This is a genomic window from Cellulosimicrobium sp. ES-005 (assembly GCF_040448685.1).
Taxonomy (GTDB): domain Bacteria; phylum Actinomycetota; class Actinomycetes; order Actinomycetales; family Cellulomonadaceae; genus Cellulosimicrobium; species Cellulosimicrobium cellulans_G.
On record NZ_CP159290.1, the window covers coordinates 451,038 to 475,294 of the forward strand.

Below are 24,257 nucleotides of genomic sequence, written 5' to 3' on the forward strand. Positions count from 1 at the left end.
GGCGTCAGAGCGGCGCTCCGAGAACCCACGCCCGACAGGCCAGGGTGACGGCGCCGCAGCCCCGAGCACCGAGGCCACCCGCGCCGCGGACCCGACCCCGCGGGATTGAGGCCCAACCCCGCGGGCTTGAGGCCCGAGCCCGCGGGCTTGAGGCCCGAGCCCGCGGGCTGGAGACCCGAGCACGCGCCGCGGGCCGGGCTCGCCGGCGAGACGCGAGCGCGCGCCGTCGGGGTCAGCGGAGCCAGCCGCGGCGCTTGATGTAGGCGAGCGGGATGACGGCTGCCACGAGGGTGAGCAGGACGGTGAGCGTGAAGCCGTAGGGGCGGTCGAGCTCGGGCATGTGCGTGAAGTTCATGCCGTAGAACGACGCGATGAGCGTCGGCGGCAGGAACACGGCCGTGATGATCGTGAAGACCTTGACGATCTGGGCCTGCTTGACGTCGAGCGAGGTCATGATCGCCTGCTGGAGGTACCGCACCTTGTCGTGCTCGAAGCTCGCGTGCTGCTTCACCCCGTCGATGTCGGCCACCAGGGTCTCCACGAGCCCGGCGAGAACGGGGTCGGAGTCGGCGATCTCGCTGCGCAGGTGCCGTGCGGCGCGCGCGAGCGAGAGCTGGGACTCCTGGGCCCGAGACACGATCTCCTCCGCGCGGTTCATGCGGGTGATGGTGTCCTGCATGTCGCTCACCCCGATCTCCCGACCGCGGGAGTCGACGCCGCGCGTCGCCTCGTCGATCTCGTCGGACATGTCCTCGAGCAGGTCGCTCGCGTACGACACGACGCGGTCCGCCGCCTCGTTGAGCGCGTAGAGCAGCGCGTACGCCACCCCGTAGGAGGATCCGGTGAGCCACGGGGTGCGCCGCATGCGCGCGATCGCCTTGTCGAAGACGCCGTAGTGGCGCTGCGGCTGGGCGGTCACGACGACGTCGGGGGAGAGGGCGAGCACGATCCGCTCGTAGACGACCCGGTCGCCGTCGCGCCGCGTGGCGGTCACCGGGAGGTAGACGTGCGCGTCGGTCTCCCAGACCCGGTCGCCGGCGGCGGCGAAGTCGACGCCGTGCTCGGCGGCGCGGGCCGTCGCGTCGGGGTCGCCCACGCCGACCTGGACCCAGCGGGAGCGCAGGACGCGGGGGTCGAACCGGGGTGCGCCGGCGCCCTGCGCGCGGGCGTGCAGGTCCAGCCCGCCGCGTGCGGGGGCGGGGAGGGCACGGTCGGCACCGGCCGTGAGGGCGAGGCCCGTGGGCTCGGGCAGCGTCGTCGTCATCAGACACCTCCGGCGGTGACGTGCGCGAGCAGCAGGGCGACGCAGATGAACACGTACAGGCCGACGGTGAAGGAGATCGACTGGCGTTCCAGGTTCGGTCGGCGGGCGCGACGTCGGTCCTCGCGCGCGTCGCGCAGGGGAAGGCGTGCGGGGCGCGTCCGGGTCTCGGTGGCAGGCGAGCGCTGGGTCATGGTGGTCGTCCTTCTCGGCGGGCCGACGACCACGGGCGAGCGCCACGGGGTGGGCGGCGGGCGCGGGTGGGTCGGCGAGGTGCGTCGGCGGGTGTTCCTGCGGCGCGCACGACGGCGCGCGCGGTGCGCACTGGCGACCTCCCCGCGCGGGGCGACGGCCGGCCGCGCGAGTCCTCGGGCTTCGCCGACTCAGGCGACGGGCTGCGGGCCACGGAGGGTGAGCGCGCAGTGCACGGTTCTATGACTGCTGCCGTCCGGCATGGGGCTCACCTCGCTCTCGTGGCGGCGGCGCCGTGGGCGCCGCACCCGGGTCGGGGCGCACGAGAACCGTGGCCGCGACGGGGATCGAGGCCAGGCTAGCCCTCCGTCCCAGACGGGGCAAGCGCCGTCGGCCCAGGTGGCGGTCGTGTGACGACCGGGAAACGATGTGGTGATCCCTTGTTTACGGAGGGTTGTTAACATTTCATCCGGTCGACGGGCGACGAAGCCCCCGGACGGAGGGTCCCGACATGTCAGAACAGCACGACTACCTGGTTCCCGAGCCGCACCGTCGCGCGGACACGCGGTCCGCGCGACGGCTCGAGCGACTCTCCTCCCGCGCGCAGGAGGTCGACCGCGCGCTCGCTGCCGTGAGCGAGGGCAAGGGCGGCCTCGTGTGGACGGCCGAGCGCGGCATGGGAGCGAGCGCGACGCTCGAGCTCGTGTGCGAGGCCGTCGCGACGTCCACCTTCGCGCGCCCGACGCTCACCCTGCGGTGTCGCCCGCCCGCGGGTGCTCCCGCGCCGGGCTCCGCGGTCGTGTCGCTCGTGTCGCAGGTGTCGCAGCTCGCAGGCGGCGTCGTGCCGGAGCGCCTCACGCGCGTCCTCGAGCCCGTCGACCCCGGCTTCGGCCACCTCCCGGAGGTCGCGGCGGTCGCGCTCGCCGAGCTCCTCGTGGAGTCGTTCGACGGCGCGACGGTCGTGCTCGTGGCCGACGACCTGCACCTCCAGGACGAGCTCAGCAGGTCCGTCCTCGCGAGCCTCGTCGCGCAGCGCCACGCGCCGGTCGTGCTCCTCGGTACGGCGACGGCGGGCGCGCTCGACCCGTCCTCCGGGCCGTTCGAGCTCCGCGCGGTCCCGCCGCTCGCGCCCGCCGACGCCCTGCACCTGCTGCTCGTCGAGCGCCGGCTCGCCGTCGCGCCGCACGTCGCGGCGCGCCTCGCGTCGCTCCTCGGCGGCAACGCCGCCGCGCTCACCCAGACGGCGGCGCTGCTCACGCCGGAGCAGCTCTCCGGGGGGTCGATCCTCCCGGACCCGCTGCCGGCGGTGCCCGCCGTGCGCTCGCTCTTCGCCGACCGTCTCGCCGCCCTCAGCGAGGGGGAGCGGCACGCGCTCCTGGTCGCGGCCGTGGCCGTCGTGGACCGGACGGAGCTGCTGCTGTCGGCGACCGGCCTCGCGATGGACGAGGTCCTCGACGGCCCGCTCGCCGAGCACCTCGCGCTCGTGGGTGGCCGCTTCGCGTTCGTCGACCCGCGCATGCGGTCCCTGGTCCACGCGGACGCGCGGCTCGCGGAGCGCACCTCGGCGCACGTCGCGCTCGCCGAGGCGCACCGCCGGGCGGGCGAGGAGGACGTCGCGGTGTGGCACTCGGCGCTCGCGACGCTCGTCGGCGACCCGGCGCTCGTCCCGGGACTGCTGCGGATCGCGCGTCGGCACCTGGACCGCGGGGACGTCGTCTGGGCGCACGAGGTGGCCCGCGAGGCCGCGAGCCAGGCCGCGACCGAGCACCGCGCCGAGGCGTTCGCGATCGCGGGCGTCGCCGCGCTGCGGTCGGGCCACGTGCAGGACGCGGCGGACTGGTTGCGCAAGGCGTCTCGCAGCGGCGACGACGCGCTGCGCGCGCGGACGCTCGGGCCGCTCGTCGCCGCGCTGACGCTCGCGGAGGGTCAGGTCCCGGACGACGTCCTCTCGCCCTACCTGCGCGGCGGACAGCCCGACGACCTCGCGCCGGACGCCGTGGCGGGGGTCGTGTCGGGCGTGCTCAACGCGGCACGGCTGCACGCCGAGCGGGGCGACGGCGTGAGCACGTCCCAGCTCCTCGACACGGCGACCTTCCTCGCGTCGTGGTGCGACGACGACGAGACGGCCGCGGGGCTCGCCCTCGCACGGTCCTGGGCGGCCGTGTTCGGGGTGGGCGAGCGCGGGGTGGTCCCCGACGTCGACCTCGGTCCCGACCACGAGGCGTCGCTGCAGGTGAGCCGTGCGCTCGCCCTCGCGGCCGACGACCGGCTGGACGACGCGGCACAGACGCTCGCGAGCGTCGTCGCGTCCCTCGCGCCGGTCCGCGACGGCGGCCGGTGGTTCGACGGGCCGGACGCCGCCCTCACGCCGCTCGCGGAGGCGCACGTCCGGCTGGCCCAGTCGCTCGTGCACCTGTGGCGCGGCACGCTGACCCGGGCCGCGGACGAGCTCGCCGAGGCGGCGTTCCGGCTCCCGCTCGGGCTGCCGTTCGCCGGGCTCGGCGTGGCGGCGGCGCGCCGTCTCGACATGATGACCCGCGGCGTCGTGGGACCGGTGGCGACGGCGCTCGAGGAGACGTGCGCGAGCCCGACGTCCCGCCCGGTCCGGCTCGGGCTCCTGGTGGACCGGGCGATGGGCGCGGCGTTCGCGCACCACGTGACCCAGGCGGCCACGCTCCTGGAGCTCGCGGCCGAGCGCGAGCGCCCCGACAGCGCACGCATGCTCCCGCTGCCCGGGCTGGACGACGTCGAGGCCTGGGTCGTCGCCGGGCGCCACGACGCGGCGCAGCGCGCGCTGGCCCGGCGGAAGGTGGACGCGAAGGAGCTGCCGCCGTCGCTGCGGTCGGCGACGCTCGTCCGGGCCGACGTGTCCCTCGCCGCACCCGAGGACCTCACCGTGCCGCTCGAGCGGGCGACGCGCGTGAACCGGACCACGGCCTCGCCCTACGAGCACGCGCGGACGGACCTCTGCGCCGCGCGGGCTCTCGTGCGGGCCGGAGAGCTGCAGCGTGCGCACGGCCTCTTCCTGTCCGCGATCGAGCTGTTCGACGACGCGGGGGCGGACGCCTGGACGACGATCGCGCGCGAGGAGCACGCGGACGTCGTCCGGCTCCTCGGCGGACCGGTGACGGACGACGCGCCCGGGACGCCGGTGCCCGCAGGGCCGGTCACAGCGGCGACCGGGGCCGTGGTGGGCGGCGCGCCCGCCGGCTCGTGGGCGGCCGCGGCGCGCGCCGCGGGCCTGCACGCGCCGTTGCCCGGGGTGCTCGGCGGGCAGCGGCCGGGAGCCGAGCCCGTGACCCGTCCCGTGCCGCCGGACGCGTGCCGGCTCGCGGTGCGCGAGAGCGACGTGTCGGACGAGGCGCTCGCCGAGCTCCGGGGCCGGTGGTCCGACGAGCTCACCGAGCGCGAGCTCGACGTCGCGCTGCTCGTCGTCCAGGGCGCGTCCAACCGGGAGGCCGCGGACCAGCTGTACCTCTCGGTGCGCACGGTGGAGGTGCACCTCGGTCGCGTGTTCCGCAAGCTCGGGGTGCGCTCGCGCGTCGAGCTCACCGTGCTCGCGCACCGCGTGGGGCGTTGAGGGGAACCCGCCACCCCCGTCGGGACGCTACGTAGCGAGGGGCGCGAGCCGCGTTCGATTCGGTGTGATTCGTCCGCTTCTGAGGGCCTCTGTCCTACGGGTGAACCCTTACGTGGCGGGTAAGTTCGCACCATGAACAATGTGGGAAGCGCGGATAACGCCGCGGTGCCCGCGTCATTACGTTCGAGAGGACCCGAGGGCGACGACGACTCCGGAGGACGGCAGCGTGGCCCACCGCACCAGCAGCGAGGCAGGACCCATGGACGTGTCCCTCTTCACCCGACCACCCCGACCCGGGCGCCGTCGCGGCGCACGCGTCGCGGCGCTCGCGACCGCTGCGGCGCTCGTCGGCGGACTCCTCGCGGGAGTCGCACCGGCCCAGGCCGCCGAGGTCGCACCCGCCGCCGTCTCCCACCCGGGCGACAGCGACGTGAACGGCTACCGGAACGTCGGCTACTTCACGCAGTGGGGCGTGTACGGCCGCAACTTCCAGCTCAAGAAGGTCCAGGACTCCGGCGCTGCCCAGGACCTCACGCACATCAACTACTCGTTCGGCAACATCCACTACCAGAACCTCACGTGCTTCATCGCGAACAAGGCGCAGGGCACGGGGCCCAACGGCTCCGACGGCGCCGGTGACGCGTGGGCGGACTTCGGCATGGGCTACACCGCCGCGAACTCCGTGGCCGGCGTCGCCGACACGTGGGACCAGCCGCTCGCCGGCTCGTTCAACCAGCTCAAGCAGCTCAAGGCGAAGAACCCGCAGCTCCGCGCCCTCATCTCCATCGGTGGCTGGACCTGGTCCAAGAACTTCTCGCGGGCTGCCGCGACGCAGGCGTCGCGCGAGAAGTTCGTGTCGTCGTGCATCGACATCTACATCAAGGGCAACCTCCCGGTGATCGACGGCCGCGGCGGGGCCGGCGCCGCCGCCGGTGTGTTCGACGGCATCGACATCGACTGGGAGTGGCCCGGCTCGAACAACGGCGAGGTCGGCAACTACGTCGACACCGTCAACGACCGCGCGAACTTCAAGCTGCTGCTCGCCGAGTTCCGCAAGCAGCTCGACGCGTACGGCGCGCAGACGGGCAAGCACTACCTGCTCTCGGCGTTCCTCCCGGCCAACCCGGACGACATCGCGGCGGGCGGCTGGAACGACCCGGCGATCTTCGAGTACCTCGACTACGGCAACGTCCAGGGCTACGACCTGCACGGCGCGTGGGACCCCGCGCTCGCCGGCCCCCAGGCCAACCTGTACGACGACCCCGCCGACCCGCGGGCGGCCAACCGCCAGTTCAGCGCCGACAAGGCGGTGCAGGAGTACCTGCGCGGCGGCGTCGACCCGAGCCAGCTCGGCCTCGGCATGGCCATGTACGGTCGCGGCTGGAAGGGCGTCACGTCCTCGGCCCCGTGGTCGGCGGCGAACGGGGCCGCACCGGGCACCTGGGAGGCGGGCAACGAGGACTACGACAAGCTCCGCACTCGGGGCCAGGACTACTACGACCCGGCGACGGTCTCGGCCTGGCGCTACGACGGCGACCAGTGGTGGGGCTACGACAACGCGCGGTCCGTCGCCGCCAAGGCGGAGTACATCGACCGCCTGAACCTCGGTGGCGGCATGTGGTGGGACCTCTCCGGCAACCACGACGGCACGCTGCTCGGCGGGTTCACGGACAAGATCCGTGCGCTCCCGGCCGGTCCGGTCGACGGCGTGGCGGACCCGACCGACCCGACCGACCCCACGGACCCGACCGACCCGACCGACCCCACGGACCCGACGGACCCGACGGACTGCCTGGCCGCGTGGTCGTCGACCGCGGTGTACACGGGCGGCGCGACGGTGTCGTTCGAGGGGAAGAACTACCGCGCGAAGTGGTGGACCCAGGGTGACCGCCCGAGCGCGGGCGGCCCGTGGGAGGCGACCGGCACGTGCGGCGCGACGGACCCGACCGACCCGACCGACCCTACGGACCCGACCGACCCCACGGACCCGACCGACCCGGGCACGTGCACGGCGCCCGCCTGGTCGTCGAGCGCGGTCTACACCGGTGGCGCGACGGTCTCCTACCAGGGCCAGAGCTACCGCGCGAAGTGGTGGACGCAGAACAACGTCCCGGGCGCGGAGCAGTACGGCCCCTGGGAGTCGCTGGGCGCCTGCTGACGCCCACCCCTGACGGCGCCGGTCGCCACGAGCGACCGGCGCCGCCGAGCGGGGCCCCGTCCACGACGTGGTCGACGGCGGGTGCGGTGACGAGTCCCGTGCACCCGCCCGTGCACCCTCCCCTCGCCGCGTCACCGAACGCCTCCGTCGTCGACCGCCGTCGTGACGGGTCCCGCTCGGCACCCCTCAGCAACCCTTCACCCGTCGGTCGCCCTCCCCCCGGCGACCGTGCCCGACGCGACGCCGTCCGGCGTCGTGCGCACCGACCCAGCAGATCGAGGTACCCCATGCGGTTGTCCCTGACCCCTCGGGCGCGCGCCCCCCGCGCTCCCGGACGCCGGCCACAGGTCGTCGCGGCCGTCACGACGCTCGCCGTGCTGGCCACCGGCCTCGCCGGTGCCGCGGCCGCGCAGGCCACGACCCCCCTCGCCGCCGCCACGGCCACGGCGTGCGCGGACCCCTGGTCCGCGACCCCCGCCTACGTGGGCGGCGCGACCGTCTCGTACGGCGGCCAGAACTACCGGGCGAAGTGGTGGACGCAGAACAACGTCCCGGGCGCGGAGGCGTACGGCCCCTGGGAGTCGCTCGGCGCGTGCGGCGACACCCCGACCGAGGAGCCGACGTCGGACCCGACCACGGACCCGACGACCGACCCGACGACGGACCCGACCACCGACCCCACGACGGACCCGACCACCGACCCCACGACGGACCCGACCACCGACCCCACGACGGAGCCGACGACCGACCCCGCCGCGAACCCGGACGAGAAGTGCCGTCCTGACGGCATGGCGCAGACGCCGGGCGTCAAGACGCCCTACTGCGACGTGTACGACGAGAGCGGTCGGGAGAAGCTGCCGAACGGGCTCGACCGCCGCGTCATCGGTTACTTCTCGAGCTGGCGGACCGGCACGAACGGCCAGCCGCGCTACCTCGCGAGCGACATCCCCTGGGACAAGCTCTCCCACATCAACTACGCGTTCGCGCACATCGACGGCAACGACAAGGTCTCCGTGAACGCGGGCGCGGCCGGCAACGCGGCGACGGACATGACGTGGCCGGGCGTCGCGGGTGCGGAGATGGACCCGGCGCTCGACTACACGGGCCACTTCAACCTGCTGGCGAAGTACAAGAAGGCCCACCCGGGCGTCAAGGTCATCCCGGCCGTGGGCGGCTGGGCCGAGACGGGCGGCTACTTCGACGCGAGCGGGAAGCGCGTCGCGTCCGGCGGCTTCTACACGATGACGGAGTCGCAGGCGCGCATCGACACCTTCGCGGACTCGGTCGTCGACTTCGTCCGCCAGTACGGGTTCGACGGCATCGACATCGACTACGAGTACCCGACGTCCAACAACCAGGCCGGCAACCCGGACGACTTCCAGATCTCCGACAAGCGCCGCGGGCAGCTCTTCCAGGGCTACGTGAACCTCATGAAGACCCTGCGCGAGAAGCTCGACGCGGCGGGCGCGCAGGACGGCGAGTACTACATGCTGACGACCGCGACGCCGTCGTCGGGCTGGCTGCTGCGCGGCATGGAGGTCTACCAGGTCACGCAGTACACGGACTACGTGAACATGATGACGTACGACCTGCACGGCGCCTGGAACGAGTACGTGGGCGGCAACGGCGCCCTGTTCGACGACGGCAAGGACCCCGAGCTCGCGGCCGGCGGCGTGTACAGCGCGTACAAGGGCATCGGCTACCTCAACGGCGACTGGGCCTCGCACTACTTCCGCGGCGCCATGCAGGCCGGCCGCATCAACCTGGGCGTGCCGTTCTACACGCGCGGCTTCCAGGGCGTCCAGGGCGGCACGTACGGCATGGGCGGCACCGCGAAGGCGCCGGCCGGGTTCCTCTGCCCGGCGGGCACGAACAACAAGTGCGGCTACGGCGCGGAGGGCATCGACAACCTCTGGTACGACAGCGACCCGCAGGGCAACGCGGTCCCGGCCGGCGTCAACCCGATGTGGCACGTGCTCAACCTCGAGAAGGGCGTGACGGGCGACTACGTCTCCTCGTACGGCGTCACGGACACGATCCAGGGCACGTACGAGCGCCACTTCGACCCGGTCACGAAGAACGAGTGGTGGTGGAACGCGCAGACGAAGACGTTCCTCTCCGGTGACTCGACCGAGGCGATCGCGGCCAAGGCGGACTACGTCGCGAACACCGGCCTCGGCGGCCTGATGATCTGGGAGCTCGCGGGCGACTTCGGCTACGACCAGGCGAAGGGCCAGTACGAGATCGGCAGCACGCTCGTCGACCTCATGCACAGCAAGCTCTCGGCCACGACGCCGTACGGCGCGTCGAAGGCGAACGCCGACCGGACGATGCCGACGCAGGCGCTCGACGTCGACATCCGGTACACGGAGTTCGCGCTCGGCGACAACAACTACCCGATCTCGCCCAAGGTCGTCTTCGCCAACAACGGCGCGAAGGACATCCCGGCGGGCGCGACGATCTCGTTCCAGTACGGCACGACCGACCCGGGCGAGATGAGCGACTGGAGCGGCTTCAAGACCACGGTCACCGCGAAGGGCCACACGGGGGACAACGTCGGCGGCCTCGACGGCGACTTCCACACCGTGCAGTTCACGGTCCCGACGGGGGGCATCCCGGCGGGCGGCTCGATCACGAACCAGCTCAAGTGGTCGATGCCGGCCGCCCAGTTCTCCAACGTGATCGTCACGGTCGACGGCGTGGACTACGCCACGACGTACGACCACCCGCGCGGCGTCACCGTCGTCGACCTCCCGGGCTCCGGGAGCGGCGGGGGGCCGGGCGGCCCCGGCACCGGCACGGGCGAGTGCACCGCCGCGGCCTGGGTCGCGGGCACGGTCTACACCGTCGGCGCGGTCGTGAGCCACGGCGGTCACGTGTGGACGGCGCGCTACTGGACCCAGAACGACACCCCCGGCGCCTCGGCGTGGGGTCCGTGGGCCGACGGCGGCGCGTGCTGACGCACTGCCGGCGTCCCTGACGAGGTCCCGCCGCGACGGCTCGCGGGTACGGGGAATCCCGTACCCGCGAGCCGCCATCGTGTGGGTCTCACGCATCTCGACCCGTGGTCGCGCTCGCTAGCGTGACAAGACCGACGAGGTCTCCGCAGCTCCCCCCAGTGGGCTGCGGGGACCTCCGACCGTGAAAGGCGACCAACGTGCACGTGCAGCATCGAACGACCCGTCTCTCCCTCTCCCTCGCGGCCGTCGCGTTCGGCGGCCTGCTCCTCGCCGGCTGCTCGGGGGGCTCCGAGCCCGACGCGACCGCCGACGGAGGCTCGGGCCCGGCGACGGCCGAGGACCACGGCGCGCACGGCGCCCACGCCGACGAGAGCAAGGTCCCGGTCGGCCCCCTCCAGCTCCCGGCCGCCGAGTACTGGTCCGTGCTCCAGCCCGCCGACGGCGTCACGCAGGTCCGCTCGGGCGGGTGCCCCGACGACGCGGTCTGCCCCGCCTTCGAGATCCTCACCGGCGCGGGCCTCGACGGCGTCGACCCCGCCGCCGCCCACGTGCCCGACGGCGCGACCTGCCCGGGCACCGACCAGCTCGCGGCCCGCGCGGTGGGGGAGGCGGTCGAGTCGGACGTCGAGGTCGCGGGGACGGCCGCCACGCTCGCGCGCTGGACGCTCTCGTGCGTCGACCCCTCCGGGGCCGAGGTGCGCACCGTCGAGCAGCTCCAGTGGTACGTCCCCGACGCTCCGGGCGGCGCGGTGCTCGTCGTCGACCGCTGGGCCTTCGAGGGCCTGGAGTCGCGCCTGGCGGCCGGTGCCTGGGCGGCCGCCTGACGGACCCGCCCCCGACGGGTCGTCTCGTCGCGACCGGCGATGCACGAAGGCCTCGCACCCTTCCGGGTGCGAGGCCTTCGTCGTGCGTGCGGTGCCCGTCAGCCCTTGCGGGTCCGGCGCGTCAGCAGGACGATCGCCGCGCCGACCACGGCGAGCCCGGCCGCGATCGCCGCGTACAGGCCGACCGTCGCGCCGGTCTCCGCGAGCGTCGGGTTCTGGCTCCCGGCGACGGGGTTGTCGACCGGCGTCACGCCCGGGAAGCAGTTGCTCGTGTCCTGCGGGTAGGTCACCGGGACGGTCACCTCGGGGTTCACGGCGAACGTCACGTCCACGGTGCCCGTGGCCCAGCCGTGGGTCGCGGTGTTGATCCACATGTTGTTCACGAGCTCCCAGCCCTCGTCGGCCGGCAGGTCGACGAAGCGCTCGGGATACGCGCCGGGCCACAGCACCCGTCCGCTGAGGGGGAGGTCGGCCATGACCTCGTCCTCGCCGTCGGGGTTGTGCCACGTGAGGGTCGCCGTCGTGTTCGGCGTGCCGGTGACCGAGACCCCGTAGTCGAGGTAGGACACGCCCTCGACGCACACGGGCGTGAGCACGTCGACCTTGATCGTCGGCTCCGGGGTGCCGGGCGGGTTCGTCGCGCACTCCGGCGTCGACGGCGGGTAGGCCACGACGGTCTCGGCCGTCGGGTTGACCTCGAAGACCACCGTCACGCCCGCGCGGACCCAGTCGAACTCGTCGCCGACGACCCACTCGCCGTCCACGAGGCTCCAGCCGGGCCAGTCGACGGGGTTGCCCGCGCCGTCGACCTCGGCGCCCGGCCACAGGACGCGGCCCGAGAGCGCCAGGCCGGACTGGACGACGTCCTCGCCGTCCGGGTTGACCCAGGTGATCGTGAGCGGGTTCGTCTCGTCGTTCTCGTAGTTCTCGGGGAGCTCGAAGACGTAGTCGAGGTAGGGCACGTCGCCGTCGCACACCGGCGAGGCCACGGTGATCTCCGGGACGTACGTCTCGGGGTCGGTGGTAGCAGCGCTCGCGGTCGTCGCGACGACGGGGACGGTCAGGAGCGCGGCGACCGCGGAGAGCGCTCCGACGAGCACCGCCCGTCCCGTGCTGCGCAGACCCTTCGAGGTACGCATGGCTTCTTCACCCGTCTCGGTTCAGGGATTGTGGTGTTCCGGTACACAGAGAGCCCCGGAGTGCGGTCCGTGATGCATCGTGCGCCACGGACCGATGGCACGGGTCGAGCGACAGGCGCCCAGGATAGCGAGGATCGGACCCTGAACTGGACGGTCGTCCGGGTGAAATGTGCCCGTCAGGACCATCGTTATCGTGCCGTGATCCTCGGCGTCATCCTCGGCGGGAGACCGCGCGTCCGTCCGCCCGTCCCGGGGGCGGGGCCGGCAGGTTCGGGAGGGCGTCGCGAGGGTTCACCCGCACGCGGCGACCGGCACCACCTCGAGGCCGGGCGCCGACACCGTCGGGGTCGTCCACACGTCGATCGTGCCGTCGGCGCCGGGGTGGTCAGGGGCGTCGCCCGGCGTCGTCACGGTGAAGGAGACCGCCGTGCTCTGACCCGGCGCGAGCTCGACGGGGAGCGAGGCCGCGCGCCGTCCCCCCACCTCCGCGACGAGCGCCCCCGTCGGTGCCCCGCCCACCCGGACGGTGCCGACCTCTCCGCCCCGCGGCGGGTAGAGGACGACCACCGTGCGGACGTTCCCCGGGGTGACGCCCGAGATGCCGCCGCCGGTCACGTACCACGGCAGGCTCGTCCCGGCGTCGGCCGGCGCGGTGGACGTGAGCGCGGCGCTGAACGTGTCGACCCGTCCGCCGTCGGTGCACACGCTGCCGGTGAGCCGGACGTCCGTGCCGAGGTAGTAGCTCATCTTGCCGCCCGTGGCGTCGTTGAGGAACACGCCGACGGAGCCCTCCGCGCGGTCCGCGGTGTCGATGTCGCCCGCGACGACCGTGCCCGCCAGGCGGTCCTGCTCGTCGGGGTGCGCGGACCAGAGGAGCACGCGGTGCTCGTCCGCGCCGCGTGCGAGCGCGTCGCGGGCGAGCGCGGGGTCCGCGCCCCCGGCGAGGAACGTCCCGAGGACGGTCGACGCGACGGAGGCGAAGAACGCGTCCGTCTGCTCCCCGGGCTCCAGCTCGACGTAGGCGTCCGAGAGGAGGACCTGGACGACGTTGCCCGCGTCGAGCGCGACGGTCTCGTCCCCGAACGGCACCTGGACCGCCCCGGTGGCCTCCAGCAGGTACGACAGCGCGACGGGGTCGATCGCGGCCACGCCGTCCACCGTCTCGCCCTGGGCCTGCTCCCACATGGCTGCCGTGAGCTCCGCGGTCGTGGGGAAGTCGGGCGTGAGCGGGGTGTCCTGCACGTACCGGCCCACGCGGTCCGTGAAGAGCTGCTCGACCCCGGCGTCCAGCGGGAGGACGGGCTCGGCGAACGGCGGGACGTCGGCCGTCGAGGCCTGGCGCTCCAGGGAGACCGCGCCGCCGTCGACCGTGAGGACCGCGAGCGCCCCGGGGATGCCGCCGCCCGCGCGCAGCTCCGCGTTGTTGAGCGCGACCACGAGGTACCGGCGCGGGCCGTCGGCGCCGAGCATGGCCGGGCCGAGCGCGGTGACGCGGTCGGCGGTGCGCACGACGGGGCGCAGGTCGTCGGTCCGGGCGACGAGCGTCGCGTACGGCTCCGCGATCTCCTGGTGCAGGGCGTCGGGCTCGACGGCCGCGAGGCGCGCGTCGATGTCGTCGAACGCGTCCGCGGCGCGGGCGACGGCGGGAGCGGCAGCGGCGAGCGGGGCCAGGTCGACGCGCCCGTCCGCGACGGTCAGGCTGTCGCCCTCGACGGCCCCGAGAGCCTGCGTGAGCGCCGGCAGCACGGTCGCGGCCAGGTCGTCCACGGTCGCCGCCGCGGCGGAGAACGCGCGGACGTCCTGCCCGTACACGGGGAGGTGCGCGGCCAGGGACCACAGCGGGCCGTCGGTGCTCGCGCGCGCGGTCGCGGTGAAGGGCTGGACCCGCTCCAGGGCCGCCTCCGCGGTCTCGACGTCGCCCGCGCGCAGCGCCTCCTCGGCCGCGGGGACCTCGTCGAGCGCGCGGGTCAGCGCGTCGCGCGCGGCGAGGGCGTCGCGGGCGAGCAGCGCGACGCAGACCACCAGGAGCACGGCGAGGAGGATCAGCGCCCAGCCCAGCCACGACGCCCAGTGCCGCCGTCGTCGGCCGCCCGTGTGGCGGGGCGGCAGGTCGACCGGCTCCGTCCTCGTCATGCCCCACAGCGTAGGTGCTGCGCGGTGGCAGGATCGGTGCCGTCGCGGGTGAGGTTCGGGTGAAGGACGTGCCGTGCAAGGAACCGGCTCCCCGGGACACAGAGCGGTTGACAGCCCCGACCCGCCGACGAGGAGCCGCCGTGACGACCGACGAGGCAGCCGACGCCGCCGTCCACGACGAGGCCTGGTTCGCCGCGCTCTTCGCCGCGCACGCGACGCCGCTCTACCGCTACTTCCGCCGCCGGCTGCCGAGCGCGGCCGGCTCCGTCGGGCCGGACGCCGACGACCTCACGGCCGAGGTCCTCGCGACGGCCTGGCGGCGCCGCGAGGACGTGCCCGACGGCGCCGAGCTCCCGTGGCTCTACCGCACCGCGGGCTTCGTCCTGGCCAACCACCGGCGCAAGGCGCGGGCGGTGCCGGTGGCCGAGGTGCCCGACCGGGGCGACGAGGGCGCGGACGTCGAGCACGTCGTCGTGCAGGACGACGAGGTGCGGCGCGCCCTGGGCGCGCTGTCGGTCCGCGACCGGCGCATCCTCCTCCTGCACGCCTGGGAGGGCCTGGGCGGCGACGGCCTGGCGGCGGTCCTCGGCACGTCGCGCGGGGGAGCCGACGCGGCGCTCTCGCGGGCGCGGGCGCGGCTGCGCACCGCGTGGGCGGAGCAGTCGGCCCTCGCGCAAGAGTCGGGCGCCTGAGCACACATCACGGGTAGACCCGACCGGCCGCGCCCCCGCGGCGCGGACCCGCAGTACCTGGAGGGCGACATGACCAGCCACACCCCCGACCAGCCCGACGACGTCGACCTGGAGCGCCTGCGCGCCGCCGACCCGGCGGCGAGCGCCGCACCGGACACCGGCGCCCTGGAGGCCGCGGTCCGCGACCGCGTCCCCGAGGCGTTCGGCGACCGCTCGGCGGTGACCGGCGAGCCGCTGTCCGGGCCGAACGGCCCGACGGCGACGCTCGTCGACGAGCTCGCCGAGCGCCGTGCGCGACGCCTGCGTCGGCGGGCCCCGCTCCAGGTCGCCGCGGTGGTGGCGGGGGCGCTCGTCATCGGGGCGGGCGGCTACGCGCTCGGTGCCGGAGCGGTGGGAGCGTCGCCCGCGGGGGACTCGGCCGTGGAGTCGACGGCGCTCGCGCCGCTCCGGCTGGGGGGCGCGGGCGCGGCCCAGGAGGAGTCGGGCCTCGTTCCCGACGCCGCCGCGTCGGGGCAGGCGTTCTCGTCCGACGCACGGGCCTCGGCGGACATGGCCTACCCCGGCGCCTGGGGCGGGCGCACGGTGTTCCACCAGGACGGCCTCTCGACGCAGGGGACGAGCGCGGACGCATGGGCGTACGACGCCGCGGGCGTGTTCTCGCAGGAGACCGCACGGCGCGTCGCGGACGTCCTCGGCGTCTCGGGCGAGGTGCGCGAGGAGTACGGCTCCTACGTCGTGGGGTCGGCGGACTGGACGGGGCCGACCGTCTCGCTGCAGCCCGACGGCCTCGCGAGCGTGAGCTACAACGACCCGACGAAGGACCCGTGGGGCTGCGTGGCCGTCACGCCGCTGCCGGCCGACGGTGCGGACGAGCCGGACGGCCCGTCCGCCGAGCCGGGCGCGTGCGAGGAGCGGGACCACGGTGCGCCGCCGAGCGGTGCGGACGCGGTCGAGCGGTTGCGCGACCTGCTCGGGACGCTCGGCCTGGACCCGGCGGGGTACGAGGTCGTCGCGGAGGAGCAGCCCGCCGACCAGGGCGCGCCGCGGGCGACCACCGCGACCGCGTACGAGGTCGTCGAGGGGCGGCGCACGGGGACGCAGTGGAGCGCGACGTACTCCGGGGACGGCCTCGCGTCCCTCTACGGGAGCCTGGCGCCGCGCGTCGCGATCGGCGCGTACGACGTGGTGAGCCCGGCGGAGGCCGTGGACCGCCTGGGCGACCCGCGGTTCGGCGGGGGAGGCATGATCGCCTTCGCGCGGGAGGACGGCACCGCGCAGGCCGTGCCCGAGATCGCGCCCGCCGAGCCGGAGGCGCCGACCGTGCCGCCCACGGTCGGCGAGGGCGCCCGGTTCGCGTGGCCCGTCACGGACGTGACGATCACGGACGCGCGCCTGGGGCACGCGGTGCAGTACCAGCCCGACGGCGCGGCGGTGCTCCTGCCCGCCTACGAGCTCTCCGACGCCGACGGCAACGTGTGGTCCGTCGTGGCCGTCGTGGACGACCGGCTCGACTTCTCTCCCGCGGGCTGAGCCCACCTCGCCGGGGACGACCCGGCGGCCGGTGTCCGCGCGATGCCGACCGTCGGGTCGTCCCCGGCGTGCGCTTTTGCATCGTGCAAGCGTCGTGCTCCGCGAAAGTAGGCACGCTTTTGATTGACCCTCGACAAAAGTGTGGCTAGGGTCGCAGCAGACCAGGCGCCCACCGGGTCGGAGAGCGGTCACACGCCCTCACCCGGGCGTGCGGTCCGACGATGGCAGGGAGGCCATCGTCGTCGTGCTCGGCGGCGCTCCGGCGTCCGCCGACGGGAACGGGAGCAACGATGCACCACTTCGCTTCTGACGGCTCGTCAGACCGCCCTGCTCCGGACGCGCGCACGGGGCTCTGGCTCGTCGGCGCCCGCGGCTCCGTCGCGACCACCGCGGCCCTCGGCCTCGCCGCCATCGCGGACGGGCGTGCCGCGCCCACGGGGTGCGTCACGGTCTCCGAGCCCTTCGCGTCGGCGCCGCTCCCGTCGTTCGGCGACCTCGTCGTCGGCGGCCACGACATCTCCGACGTCTCGATGGTCAAGCGCGCCGAGCTGCTCGTCGAGGCCGGGATGATCGCGCCGCGCCTGCTCACCGCGGCGCACGCCGCGCTGGAGCGGGCCGACGCCGAGGTCCGGCCCGGCTACTCCGCCCACCCCGCCGAGGGGGTCCCGCGCGAGTCCCAGCAGGCCGCCGCGGAGCGCCTGGCCGCGGACATCGTCGACTTCCGCGAGCGCCACGGCCTCGCCCGCGTCGTCGTGGTCGACCTCGTGTCGACCGAGCCGCTGCCCGAGCCGGCCCCCGAGCTCTCCGACCGGGAGCTCCTGCGCGTCGCGCTCGCGGACCCGGAGCGCGCCGTGCTCCCGCCGAGCTCCGTGACCGCGTACGCGGCCCTGCTCGCGGGCGCCCCGTTCGCGGAGTTCACGCCGTCGGCGAGCATGCACCTGCCGGTGCTCCTCGAGCTCGCCGCCGAGCGCGGCGTCCCGGTCGCGGGCCAGGACGGCAAGACCGGCCAGACGTGGCTGCGCACGATCCTGGCGCCCGCCTTCGCGGCGCGCGGCCTGCGTGTCCTGTCCTGGGCCGGCGCCAACCTGCTCGGCGGCGGCGACGGCGCCACCCTGGCCGACCCCGAGGCCGTGCAGAGCAAGCTCGTCTCCAAGTCGCGCGGACTGCAGGACCTCACGGGCAGCCAGGTCACGCCGCTGCACATCGACAACGTGCCGGACCTCGGCGACATCAAGGTCGCGTGGGACCACGTGCACGTCGAGGGCTTCCTCGGCTCGCGCCTCACGCTGCAGACCACGTGGTCCGCCTACGACTCGATGCTCGCCGCGCCGCTCGTGCTCGACCTCGCGCGCCTGCTCGCGCTCGCCGACGCCGCGGGGTACGCGGGACCGGTCGCGGAGCTCGGGTTCTTCTTCAAGGACCCGTGGGCGAGCGACGTGCACGACTTCGCGGCGCAGACCGTCGCGCTCGCGGACTGGGTCCGCGAGGCGGCTGCTCGCGTCGGCGCCGCACCGGCCGACCGGCCGTGACCGGCTCCCTCCACGACCACCTGGACCTCGTCCGCGCCCCCGCGGTCCTCTCGGTGGTCGGTGACACCCTCGCGGGCGCCGCCGCCGCCGGTCACCCGCTCACGCCGCGCCGTGCGCTGCTCCCGCTCGCGTCCGCGTGCCTCTACGCCGGAGGCATGGCGCTCAACGACTACGCGGACCGCGAGCTGGACGCGGTGGAGCGGCCCGAGCGGCCGATCCCGTCCGGGCGCATCTCCGAGGGCCGCGCGCTCCGGGTCGCGGTGGGTCTCACGGCCGCGGGCGTGGGGCTCGCCGCCGCGGGCGGGGGACCGCGGGCGCTCGCGGTCGCCGTCCCGCTCGCCGCGAGCGTCTGGACCTACGACACGGTCGCCAAGGAGCACGCGGTGGGTCCCGTCGTCATGGCCGCGTGCCGTGGTCTCGACGTCCTGCTGGGTGCGGGCGTCGGGCACCTGCGTGCCGCGCTGCCCGCCGCGGCGGGGATGGCGGTGCACACCGCGGGCGTGACGTTCGTGTCCCGCGGCGAGGTGCACGGCACGACGTCGTCCCTCGCCACCGGGGTGGCGGCGGCCACCGCGGTGGGCGGCGCGGTCGTCGGCGTGGGGGCGCTGCGCCGCGGTCGCGGGACCGGCCCCGGCCGTGCGACGCGTGCGGCGACGGCCGTCGCGGGCGCCGTGGCGGCGGGCGCGTACCTCGCGACCGCGCTGCCGCGTCAGGTCGACGCCGCGATCACGCCGTCGGCGAGCAACGCGTTCGCGGCGACGAAGGCCGGGATCCGGGCGATGCTCCCGCTCCAGGCGGCCTGGGCGGCGCGCGGCGGCAGCCTCGCGTCGGTGGGCGTGCTCGCGGGCGTCGAGGTCGCGGGTCGCCTGCTGCGCCGGGCCGGGCGCGGACGCGCCGAGATGAGCGAGACGTGAGCGGGCGCGAGGACTCCGGGCGGGGCGCGCCGTTCACGCTCGGCTACGGCACCAACGGCTTCACGGACCACCCGCTCGACGTCACGCTCGACGTGCTGGAGCACGAGGGCTACGGCGCGGTCGCGCTCACCCTCGGGTTCCCGCACCTGGACCCCTTCGCGGACGGGTGGCGCGCGGAGGTCGAGGCGCTGCGCGACCGCCTCGCCGCGATGCACGGCGGCGCGGGGATGCGGGTCGTCGTCGAGACGGGCACGCGGTTCCTTCTCGACCCGTACCGCAAGCACCGGCCCACGCTCGTCGACGCCGAGGCCGACGCCCGGCTGCGCTTCCTGCGTCGCGCGGTCGAGATCGCGGCCGTGCTCGACGCCGAGTGCGTGTCCTTCTTCTCCGGCGTCCTGCCCGACGGCGCGTCCCCGGCCGCGGGCTGGTCGCTCCTGCGCGACCGCCTGCCCGGCCTGGTCGAGCACGCTCGCGAGCACGGCGTGCGGCTCTCGCTCGAGCCCGAGCCCGGGATGCTCGTCGAGACCGTGCGCGACGCGCTGCGGCTGCGCGACGACCTCGGGGGCGACACCGGGGACCTCGCGGACCTCGGCGTGACGGTGGACGTCGGGCACTGCCTCGTCGTCGAGCCCGACGGCGTGGTGGGTGCGCTGCGCGCCGCCGCGCCCTACCTCGCGAACGTGCAGCTCGACGACATGCCGCGCACGCACCACGAGCACCGCCCCTTCGGCGAGGGCGAGATCGACCTGCCGCTCGTGCTCGCGACCCTCGCCGAGGTCGGCTACACCGGCGTCGCCGCGGTCGAGCTGCCTCGCCACTCGTACGACGCTCCCGGCCTCGCGCGCCGCAGCATGACAGCGCTGAAAGAGGCGTGGGACCGACGCCCCGCGGTGCACGCGCCCGACCAGGAACCACCCGTCTCCGACCACCCCCAGGAGGTGCCATGACCGAGCCAGCCCCCGCGGCCCCCGCGGCCCAGGACGGCGCGACCACCGAGGGCGAGCGCTGGCTCGCCGAGGCGCGCGCCGACGTCGCGCAGGACCCCGCGACCGTGTCGCGCGCGTTCGCGCTCGCCGGCCGCAAGGTCGGCCGGGCGCCGGTGCGCCCGGACGCCGACCCCGCCGGCGTCGTCCACGGGACGGTCGACGACGAGGCGCGCGCCGCGATCGTCGTCGCGCTCGCCGAGGCGCTCGGGCGCGGCGCCGACGGCGACGCGTCCCTCGCGGCCCGCCTCGCCGACCTCTACCAGCACGGCGACACCGCCGAGCGGCGCGGGGTGCTGCGCGGGCTCGACGCGCTCACCGCGCGAGGGGCGCTCGCGGGCGACGCGGCGCCGTCGGTCGTCGCCGTCGGGCGCGACCTCGCCGCCGACGCGCTGCGCACCAACGACCAGAGCCTCGTCGCCGCGGCGGTCGGGCCGTTCGCGGCCGCGCACCTCGACCAGCACGCGTGGCGCCACGCCGTCCTCAAGCTCGTGTTCATGGGCGTGAGCCTCGACGCCGTCGCCGGTCTCGACGACCGCGCGGACGACGAGCTCGCCCGCATGGCGCGCGACTTCGCCGCCGAGCGCCGCGCCGCGGGACGCGTCGTGCCCGACGACGTCGCCCGCCTCGCCCCTGACGTCACCACCGGGAGGACCGCCTGATGCGCATCTTCGACCCCCACATCCACATGACCAGCCGCACGACGGACGACTACGAGGCCCTGTACGCCGCGGGCGTGCGCGCGCTCGTGGAGCCGGCGTTCTGGCTCGGGCAGCCGCGCACGAACGTGGGGTCGTTCCTCGACTACTTCGACGCCCTGCTGGGCTGGGAGCGGTTCCGGGCGGCGCAGTTCGGCATCCGCCACCACGCGACGATCGCGCTCAACCCCAAGGAGGCGAACGACCCGCGGTGCCGCGAGGTGCTCCACGAGATCCCGCGCTACCTGCTCAAGGACGGCGTCGTGGCGGTCGGCGAGGTCGGGTACGACTCGATGACGCCCGAGGAGGACGAGGTGTTCTCCCGCCAGCTCCAGATGGCGCGCGACGTGGACCTGCCCGTCCTCGTGCACACGCCGCACCGCGACAAGCTCTCGGGCACGCGTCGCACGCTCGACGTCGTGCGCGAGTCCGGCGTGCCGTCGGAGCACGTGCTCGTCGACCACCTCAACGAGACGAACGTGGCGCTCGTGCTCGACGCGGGGGCGTGGGCCGGGTTCTCCATCTACCCGGACACCAAGATGGACGAGGACCGCATGGTCGCGATCCTCCAGGAGCACGGCACGGACCGGATGATCGTCAACTCCGCGGCGGACTGGGGCCGGTCCGACCCGCTCAAGACGCTCAAGACCGGGCGGGCGATGCTCGCGGCGGGGTTCACCGAGGACGACGTCGACAAGGTGCTGTGGCGCAACCCCGTCGAGTTCTACGGCCAGTCCGGCAACCTCGTGCTCGACCCGGTGCCGGGCTTCGTCGAGGGCGACCTGCCGACGCCGGGCGTCGAGTTCGAGGGCTCGTCCGTGCTGCGCGGCGCGCGGGCGTAGCGGGCCGTCTCGGAAGGGCACCACCACCATGCTGTTGTCGTACTGCACCAACGTCCACCCGGCCGAGGACCTCGACGGGGTCGTCGAGCAGCTCGTGACCTACGCGGGCCCCGTCCGCGCGGCCGCGGGCCTCGACGTCCTCGGGGTCGGCCTCTGGATGCCCGCGACGCTCGCGCACCGGCTCGCCGGCTCGCCGGCCGACCGCGCCTGGCTGCGCGCCGTCCTCGACGAGCAGGGCCTCCAGGTCCACACGCTCAACGCGTTCCCGTACGGCGGGTTCCACGCGGACGTCGTCAAGCTCGACGTGTACACGCCGACGTGGGCGCAGCCCGAGCGGCTCGCGTACACGCTCGAGTGCGCCGAGGTGCTGGCCGACCTGCTGCCCGACGGTGCCGCGGGCTCGATCTCGACGCTCCCGCTCGCGTGGCGCGAACCGTGGTCCGCGGCCGACGACGACGCCGCGACGCGCGCGTTCGTCGCCCTCGGTGCCGGCCTGCGCGACCTGCGGGAACGGACGGGCAAGACCGTGCGCGTCGCGGTCGAGCCGGAGCCGGGGTGCGTGCTCGACACGGTGGACGACGTCGTGGCCTGGCTCGCGGCGCGCACGGGGCCGCTGGGTGCTGGAGGCGTGCCGGACGAGAGCCGGATCGACTCCGAGCACGTCGGGGTGTGCCTTGACACGTGCCACCTCGCGGTGTCGTTCGCCGACCGGCGCGCGGGGACGGCGGCCACGGTGCGACGCATCACGGACGCCGGGCTGCGCGTCGTCAAGGTGCAGGCGTCGGCGGCGCTGCACGTGGACGACCCGTCCGACCCGGCCGCGCGCGCCGCCGTCGGCGCGTTCGCCGAGAAGCGCTACATCCACCAGGTGCGCGAGCTCACGGCGGCGGGCGACGTGCTCGCGGTCGACGACCTGCCCGACGCCCTCGGTGACGGGCCCGGGACCGGGGCGGGGGACGCCGTCGGGCACCCGCTGCCGGGGGAGGGGCCGTGGCGCGTGCACTTCCACGTGCCGCTGCACCACGAGCCCGCGGCGCCGCTCGCCGCGACGACCGACGTCCTGCGCGACGCGGTCGACGCGGTGCGGGCGGCCCCGCACGGCGACGAGGCCCACCTCGACGTCGAGACCTACACGTGGTCGGTGCTCCCGGAGGGAGCGGCCACGGCCTCGCTCGTCGCCGGCATCGCGGCCGAGCTCCGCTGGGCCACCACCCACCTCACCGCCGAGCACGAGGTTGCTCCCGGAAAGACGCCGACAACGAGAGCAACCCCGGACTCGACCGCGAGCAACCTCGGGCTCGGCCACGAGACTCACTTCACCAGGAGGACCGCATGAAGCCCGTGCTGCTGCTCGACGTCGTCGGGCTCACCTCGACCGCGCTCGCGCACATGCCGCGCCTGCGCCAGCTCGCCGCGAGCGGCTGGCAGTCCGAGCTCGCGACCGTGCTGCCCGCCGTGACGTGCAGCGTCCAGGCCACGATGACGACCGGGCTCAGCCCGGCGGAGCACGGGATCGTCGGGAACGGGTGGTACTTCCGCGAGCTCGGCGACGTGTACCTGTGGCGCCAGCACTCCCGGCTCGTCGAGGGCGAGAAGCTGTGGGAGGCCGCGCGCCGGGCCAGCCGCGAGTATTCGTCGGCGAACGTTTGCTGGTGGTACGCCATGGGCATGACGACGGACGTCACCGTCACGCCGCGCCCGATCTACCACGCCGACGGCCGCAAGTCCCCGGACGCGTACGTGCGCCCCCCGGCGCTGCACGACGACCTCGTCGGCCGGTTCGGCGAGTTCCCCCTGTTCACGTACTGGGGCCCGACTGCGGACATCTCCTCGTCCCGGTGGATCGTCGACGCGACGCGGCACGTGCTGCGCACGCACGCGCCGGACCTCACGATGGCGTACGTCCCGCACCTCGACTACGACCTGCAGCGGTTCGGGCCGACGTCCCCGCAGGCCGACGCCGCCGCGGCGGAGCTCGACGCGACGCTCGCGCCCCTGCTCGACGACGCCGCGAACCAGGGCGTGACCGTCCTCGTGGTCTCGGAGTACGGCATCGCGGACGCCGACCGGCCCGTGCACCTCAACCGCATCCTGCGCCGCGAGGGCCTGCTCGAGGTCTACGTGCAGGACGGCAAGGAGCAGCTCGACCCGTGGACGTCGCGCGCGTTCGCGGTCGCGGACCACCAGGTCGCGCACGTCTACCTCGGCGACCAGCACGACCCCGCGCTCCAGCGACGCGTCACCGACCTGCTGCGGGGGATCCCCGGGGTCGACGAGGTTCTCGACCGCGACGCACAGGCCCGGTACGGGCTCGACCACGAGCGCTCCGGCGACCTCGTCGTCGTCGCGGAGCCCGGGGCCTGGTTCACGTACTACTTCTGGCTCGACGACGCGCGCGCGCCCGAGTACGCGCGCGGCGTCGACATCCACCGCAAGCCCGGCTACGACCCCGCCGAGCTGTTCTTCGACCCCGCGGACAAGCTCGCGAAGGCGAAGGCGGGGCTCAACCTCGTGAAGAAGAAGGTCGGGCTGCGGTACGCCATGAGCACCGTCCCGCTCGACGCGTCGTACGTGAAGGGCTCGCACGGCCGGCTGCCCGACTCGTCGGCCGACACCCCGCTCGTGCTGTGCTCCGACGCCGTGGTGCCGGCGTCCGTCGCGGGCGTCGTGGAGAGCGGGAGCGGACAGATCCCGGCAGCCGCGATCAAGGGCCTGGTCCTGGAGCTGCAGGGGCTCGGAGCCCGCGTCTGACCCGCAGCCCTCGGGCCGGCCGTCCCCGCGCCACGACGCCGAACCCGGGATCCCTCCTCAGCGACGGTCGC

The 24,257-nt window shown here is 74.8% G+C and carries 17 protein-coding genes; 13 read left to right on the plus strand and 4 right to left on the minus strand.

Translation table 11 applies throughout. From position 1 onward, the window contains the following. Positions 1 to 232 precede the first annotated feature (232 nt). Positions 233 to 1,264 carry a CorA family divalent cation transporter gene (locus ABRQ22_RS02030; RefSeq protein WP_353708394.1) on the minus strand — a complete coding sequence of 344 codons (1,032 nt, stop codon included), beginning with the start codon at positions 1,262 to 1,264 and terminating at the stop codon, positions 233 to 235. Next, positions 1,264 to 1,455, minus strand: a complete 192-nt coding sequence (locus ABRQ22_RS02035; protein ID WP_253053861.1) for a hypothetical protein — start codon at positions 1,453 to 1,455, stop codon at positions 1,264 to 1,266. Before ABRQ22_RS02035 ends, ABRQ22_RS02030 begins: the two co-directional genes overlap by 1 nt. A 509-nt stretch (positions 1,456 to 1,964) precedes the next feature. On the opposite strand from ABRQ22_RS02035, the gene ABRQ22_RS02040 reads away from it, so the two are divergent. From ABRQ22_RS02040 to ABRQ22_RS02055, 4 genes are all read left to right on the plus strand, one after another. Further along, positions 1,965 to 5,033, plus strand: coding sequence for a LuxR family transcriptional regulator (locus ABRQ22_RS02040; RefSeq protein ID WP_353708395.1), 3,069 nt, complete (start codon positions 1,965 to 1,967; stop codon positions 5,031 to 5,033). A gap of 226 nt (positions 5,034 to 5,259) precedes the next feature. After that, a complete protein-coding gene (locus ABRQ22_RS02045; RefSeq protein WP_353708396.1) occupies positions 5,260 to 7,191 on the plus strand; it encodes a glycosyl hydrolase family 18 protein in 1,932 nt (643 codons plus the stop codon). Positions 7,192 to 7,478: 287 nt separating this feature from the next. Then, a complete protein-coding gene (locus tag ABRQ22_RS02050) occupies positions 7,479 to 10,151 on the plus strand; it encodes a glycosyl hydrolase family 18 protein (protein WP_353708397.1) in 2,673 nt (890 codons plus the stop codon). A 203-nt stretch (positions 10,152 to 10,354) separates the two neighbouring features. Further along, positions 10,355 to 10,975 (plus strand): hypothetical protein, encoded by a 621-nt coding sequence (locus tag ABRQ22_RS02055; protein ID WP_353708398.1) that lies wholly within the window; start codon positions 10,355 to 10,357, stop codon positions 10,973 to 10,975. A gap of 98 nt (positions 10,976 to 11,073) precedes the next feature. Here ABRQ22_RS02055 and ABRQ22_RS02060 read toward each other — a convergent pair whose 3' ends face one another. After that, the gene (locus ABRQ22_RS02060) at positions 11,074 to 12,114 is read right to left on the minus strand and encodes a hypothetical protein (RefSeq protein WP_353708399.1); all 1,041 of its coding nucleotides are present in this window, start codon (positions 12,112 to 12,114) and stop codon (positions 11,074 to 11,076) included. Between the two features lie 291 nt (positions 12,115 to 12,405). Beyond that, positions 12,406 to 14,247, minus strand: coding sequence for a DUF4012 domain-containing protein (locus ABRQ22_RS02065; RefSeq protein WP_353708400.1), 1,842 nt, complete (start codon positions 14,245 to 14,247; stop codon positions 12,406 to 12,408). 140 nt (positions 14,248 to 14,387) lie between these two features. Between ABRQ22_RS02065 and ABRQ22_RS02070 the strand changes: the two genes are divergently transcribed. The 9 genes from ABRQ22_RS02070 (at position 14,388) to ABRQ22_RS02110 (ending at position 24,186) form a co-directional block, all read left to right on the plus strand. Further along, a complete protein-coding gene (locus tag ABRQ22_RS02070; protein ID WP_205206527.1) occupies positions 14,388 to 14,939 on the plus strand; it encodes a sigma-70 family RNA polymerase sigma factor in 552 nt (183 codons plus the stop codon). A gap of 69 nt (positions 14,940 to 15,008) precedes the next feature. Continuing rightward, entirely contained in the window at positions 15,009 to 16,469 is a 1,461-nt protein-coding gene (locus tag ABRQ22_RS02075; RefSeq protein ID WP_353708401.1) for a hypothetical protein, read from the plus strand. 290 nt (positions 16,470 to 16,759) lie between these two features. Continuing rightward, positions 16,760 to 17,998, plus strand: a complete 1,239-nt coding sequence (locus ABRQ22_RS02080) for an inositol-3-phosphate synthase (protein WP_353708402.1) — start codon at positions 16,760 to 16,762, stop codon at positions 17,996 to 17,998. Next, complete coding sequence (locus tag ABRQ22_RS02085; RefSeq protein WP_353708403.1) at positions 17,995 to 18,912, plus strand: SCO3242 family prenyltransferase; 918 nt, start codon at positions 17,995 to 17,997, stop codon at positions 18,910 to 18,912. The genes ABRQ22_RS02080 and ABRQ22_RS02085 overlap by 4 nt, the downstream gene beginning before the upstream one ends. Beyond that, positions 18,909 to 19,859, plus strand: a complete 951-nt coding sequence (locus tag ABRQ22_RS02090) for a sugar phosphate isomerase/epimerase family protein (RefSeq protein ID WP_353708404.1) — start codon at positions 18,909 to 18,911, stop codon at positions 19,857 to 19,859. The genes ABRQ22_RS02085 and ABRQ22_RS02090 overlap by 4 nt, the downstream gene beginning before the upstream one ends. Further along, on the plus strand, positions 19,856 to 20,557 hold the full coding sequence (locus tag ABRQ22_RS02095) for an EboA domain-containing protein (protein WP_253053843.1): 702 nt from the start codon (positions 19,856 to 19,858) through the stop codon (positions 20,555 to 20,557). Before ABRQ22_RS02090 ends, ABRQ22_RS02095 begins: the two co-directional genes overlap by 4 nt. Next, positions 20,557 to 21,435 carry a TatD family hydrolase gene (locus ABRQ22_RS02100; protein WP_353708405.1) on the plus strand — a complete coding sequence of 293 codons (879 nt, stop codon included), beginning with the start codon at positions 20,557 to 20,559 and terminating at the stop codon, positions 21,433 to 21,435. The genes ABRQ22_RS02095 and ABRQ22_RS02100 overlap by 1 nt, the downstream gene beginning before the upstream one ends. Before the next feature lie 28 nt (positions 21,436 to 21,463). Continuing rightward, the gene (gene eboE, locus ABRQ22_RS02105; protein ID WP_353708406.1) at positions 21,464 to 22,771 is read left to right on the plus strand and encodes a metabolite traffic protein EboE; all 1,308 of its coding nucleotides are present in this window, start codon (positions 21,464 to 21,466) and stop codon (positions 22,769 to 22,771) included. Next, a complete protein-coding gene (locus tag ABRQ22_RS02110) occupies positions 22,768 to 24,186 on the plus strand; it encodes a nucleotide pyrophosphatase/phosphodiesterase family protein (protein WP_353708407.1) in 1,419 nt (472 codons plus the stop codon). Before eboE ends, ABRQ22_RS02110 begins: the two co-directional genes overlap by 4 nt. Positions 24,187 to 24,257: the final 71 nt, after the last annotated feature.

What these genes read in the sequence shown, in the direction of transcription:
- ABRQ22_RS02030 (WP_353708394.1), bottom strand. Translation starts at nt 1,264, where the DNA reads ATGACGACGACGCTGCCCGAGCCCACGGGCCTCGCCCTCACGGCCGGT.
- ABRQ22_RS02035 (WP_253053861.1), bottom strand. Translation starts at nt 1,455, where the DNA reads ATGACCCAGCGCTCGCCTGCCACCGAGACCCGGACGCGCCCCGCACGC.
- ABRQ22_RS02040 (WP_353708395.1), top strand. Translation starts at nt 1,965, where the DNA reads ATGTCAGAACAGCACGACTACCTGGTTCCCGAGCCGCACCGTCGCGCG.
- ABRQ22_RS02050 (WP_353708397.1), top strand. Translation starts at nt 7,479, where the DNA reads ATGCGGTTGTCCCTGACCCCTCGGGCGCGCGCCCCCCGCGCTCCCGGA.
- ABRQ22_RS02060 (WP_353708399.1), bottom strand. Translation starts at nt 12,114, where the DNA reads ATGCGTACCTCGAAGGGTCTGCGCAGCACGGGACGGGCGGTGCTCGTC.
- ABRQ22_RS02065 (WP_353708400.1), bottom strand. Translation starts at nt 14,247, where the DNA reads ATGACGAGGACGGAGCCGGTCGACCTGCCGCCCCGCCACACGGGCGGC.
- ABRQ22_RS02075 (WP_353708401.1), top strand. Translation starts at nt 15,009, where the DNA reads ATGACCAGCCACACCCCCGACCAGCCCGACGACGTCGACCTGGAGCGC.
- ABRQ22_RS02080 (WP_353708402.1), top strand. Translation starts at nt 16,760, where the DNA reads ATGCACCACTTCGCTTCTGACGGCTCGTCAGACCGCCCTGCTCCGGAC.
- ABRQ22_RS02095 (WP_253053843.1), top strand. Translation starts at nt 19,856, where the DNA reads ATGACCGAGCCAGCCCCCGCGGCCCCCGCGGCCCAGGACGGCGCGACC.
- ABRQ22_RS02100 (WP_353708405.1), top strand. Translation starts at nt 20,557, where the DNA reads ATGCGCATCTTCGACCCCCACATCCACATGACCAGCCGCACGACGGAC.
- eboE (WP_353708406.1), top strand. Translation starts at nt 21,464, where the DNA reads ATGCTGTTGTCGTACTGCACCAACGTCCACCCGGCCGAGGACCTCGAC.
- ABRQ22_RS02110 (WP_353708407.1), top strand. Translation starts at nt 22,768, where the DNA reads ATGAAGCCCGTGCTGCTGCTCGACGTCGTCGGGCTCACCTCGACCGCG.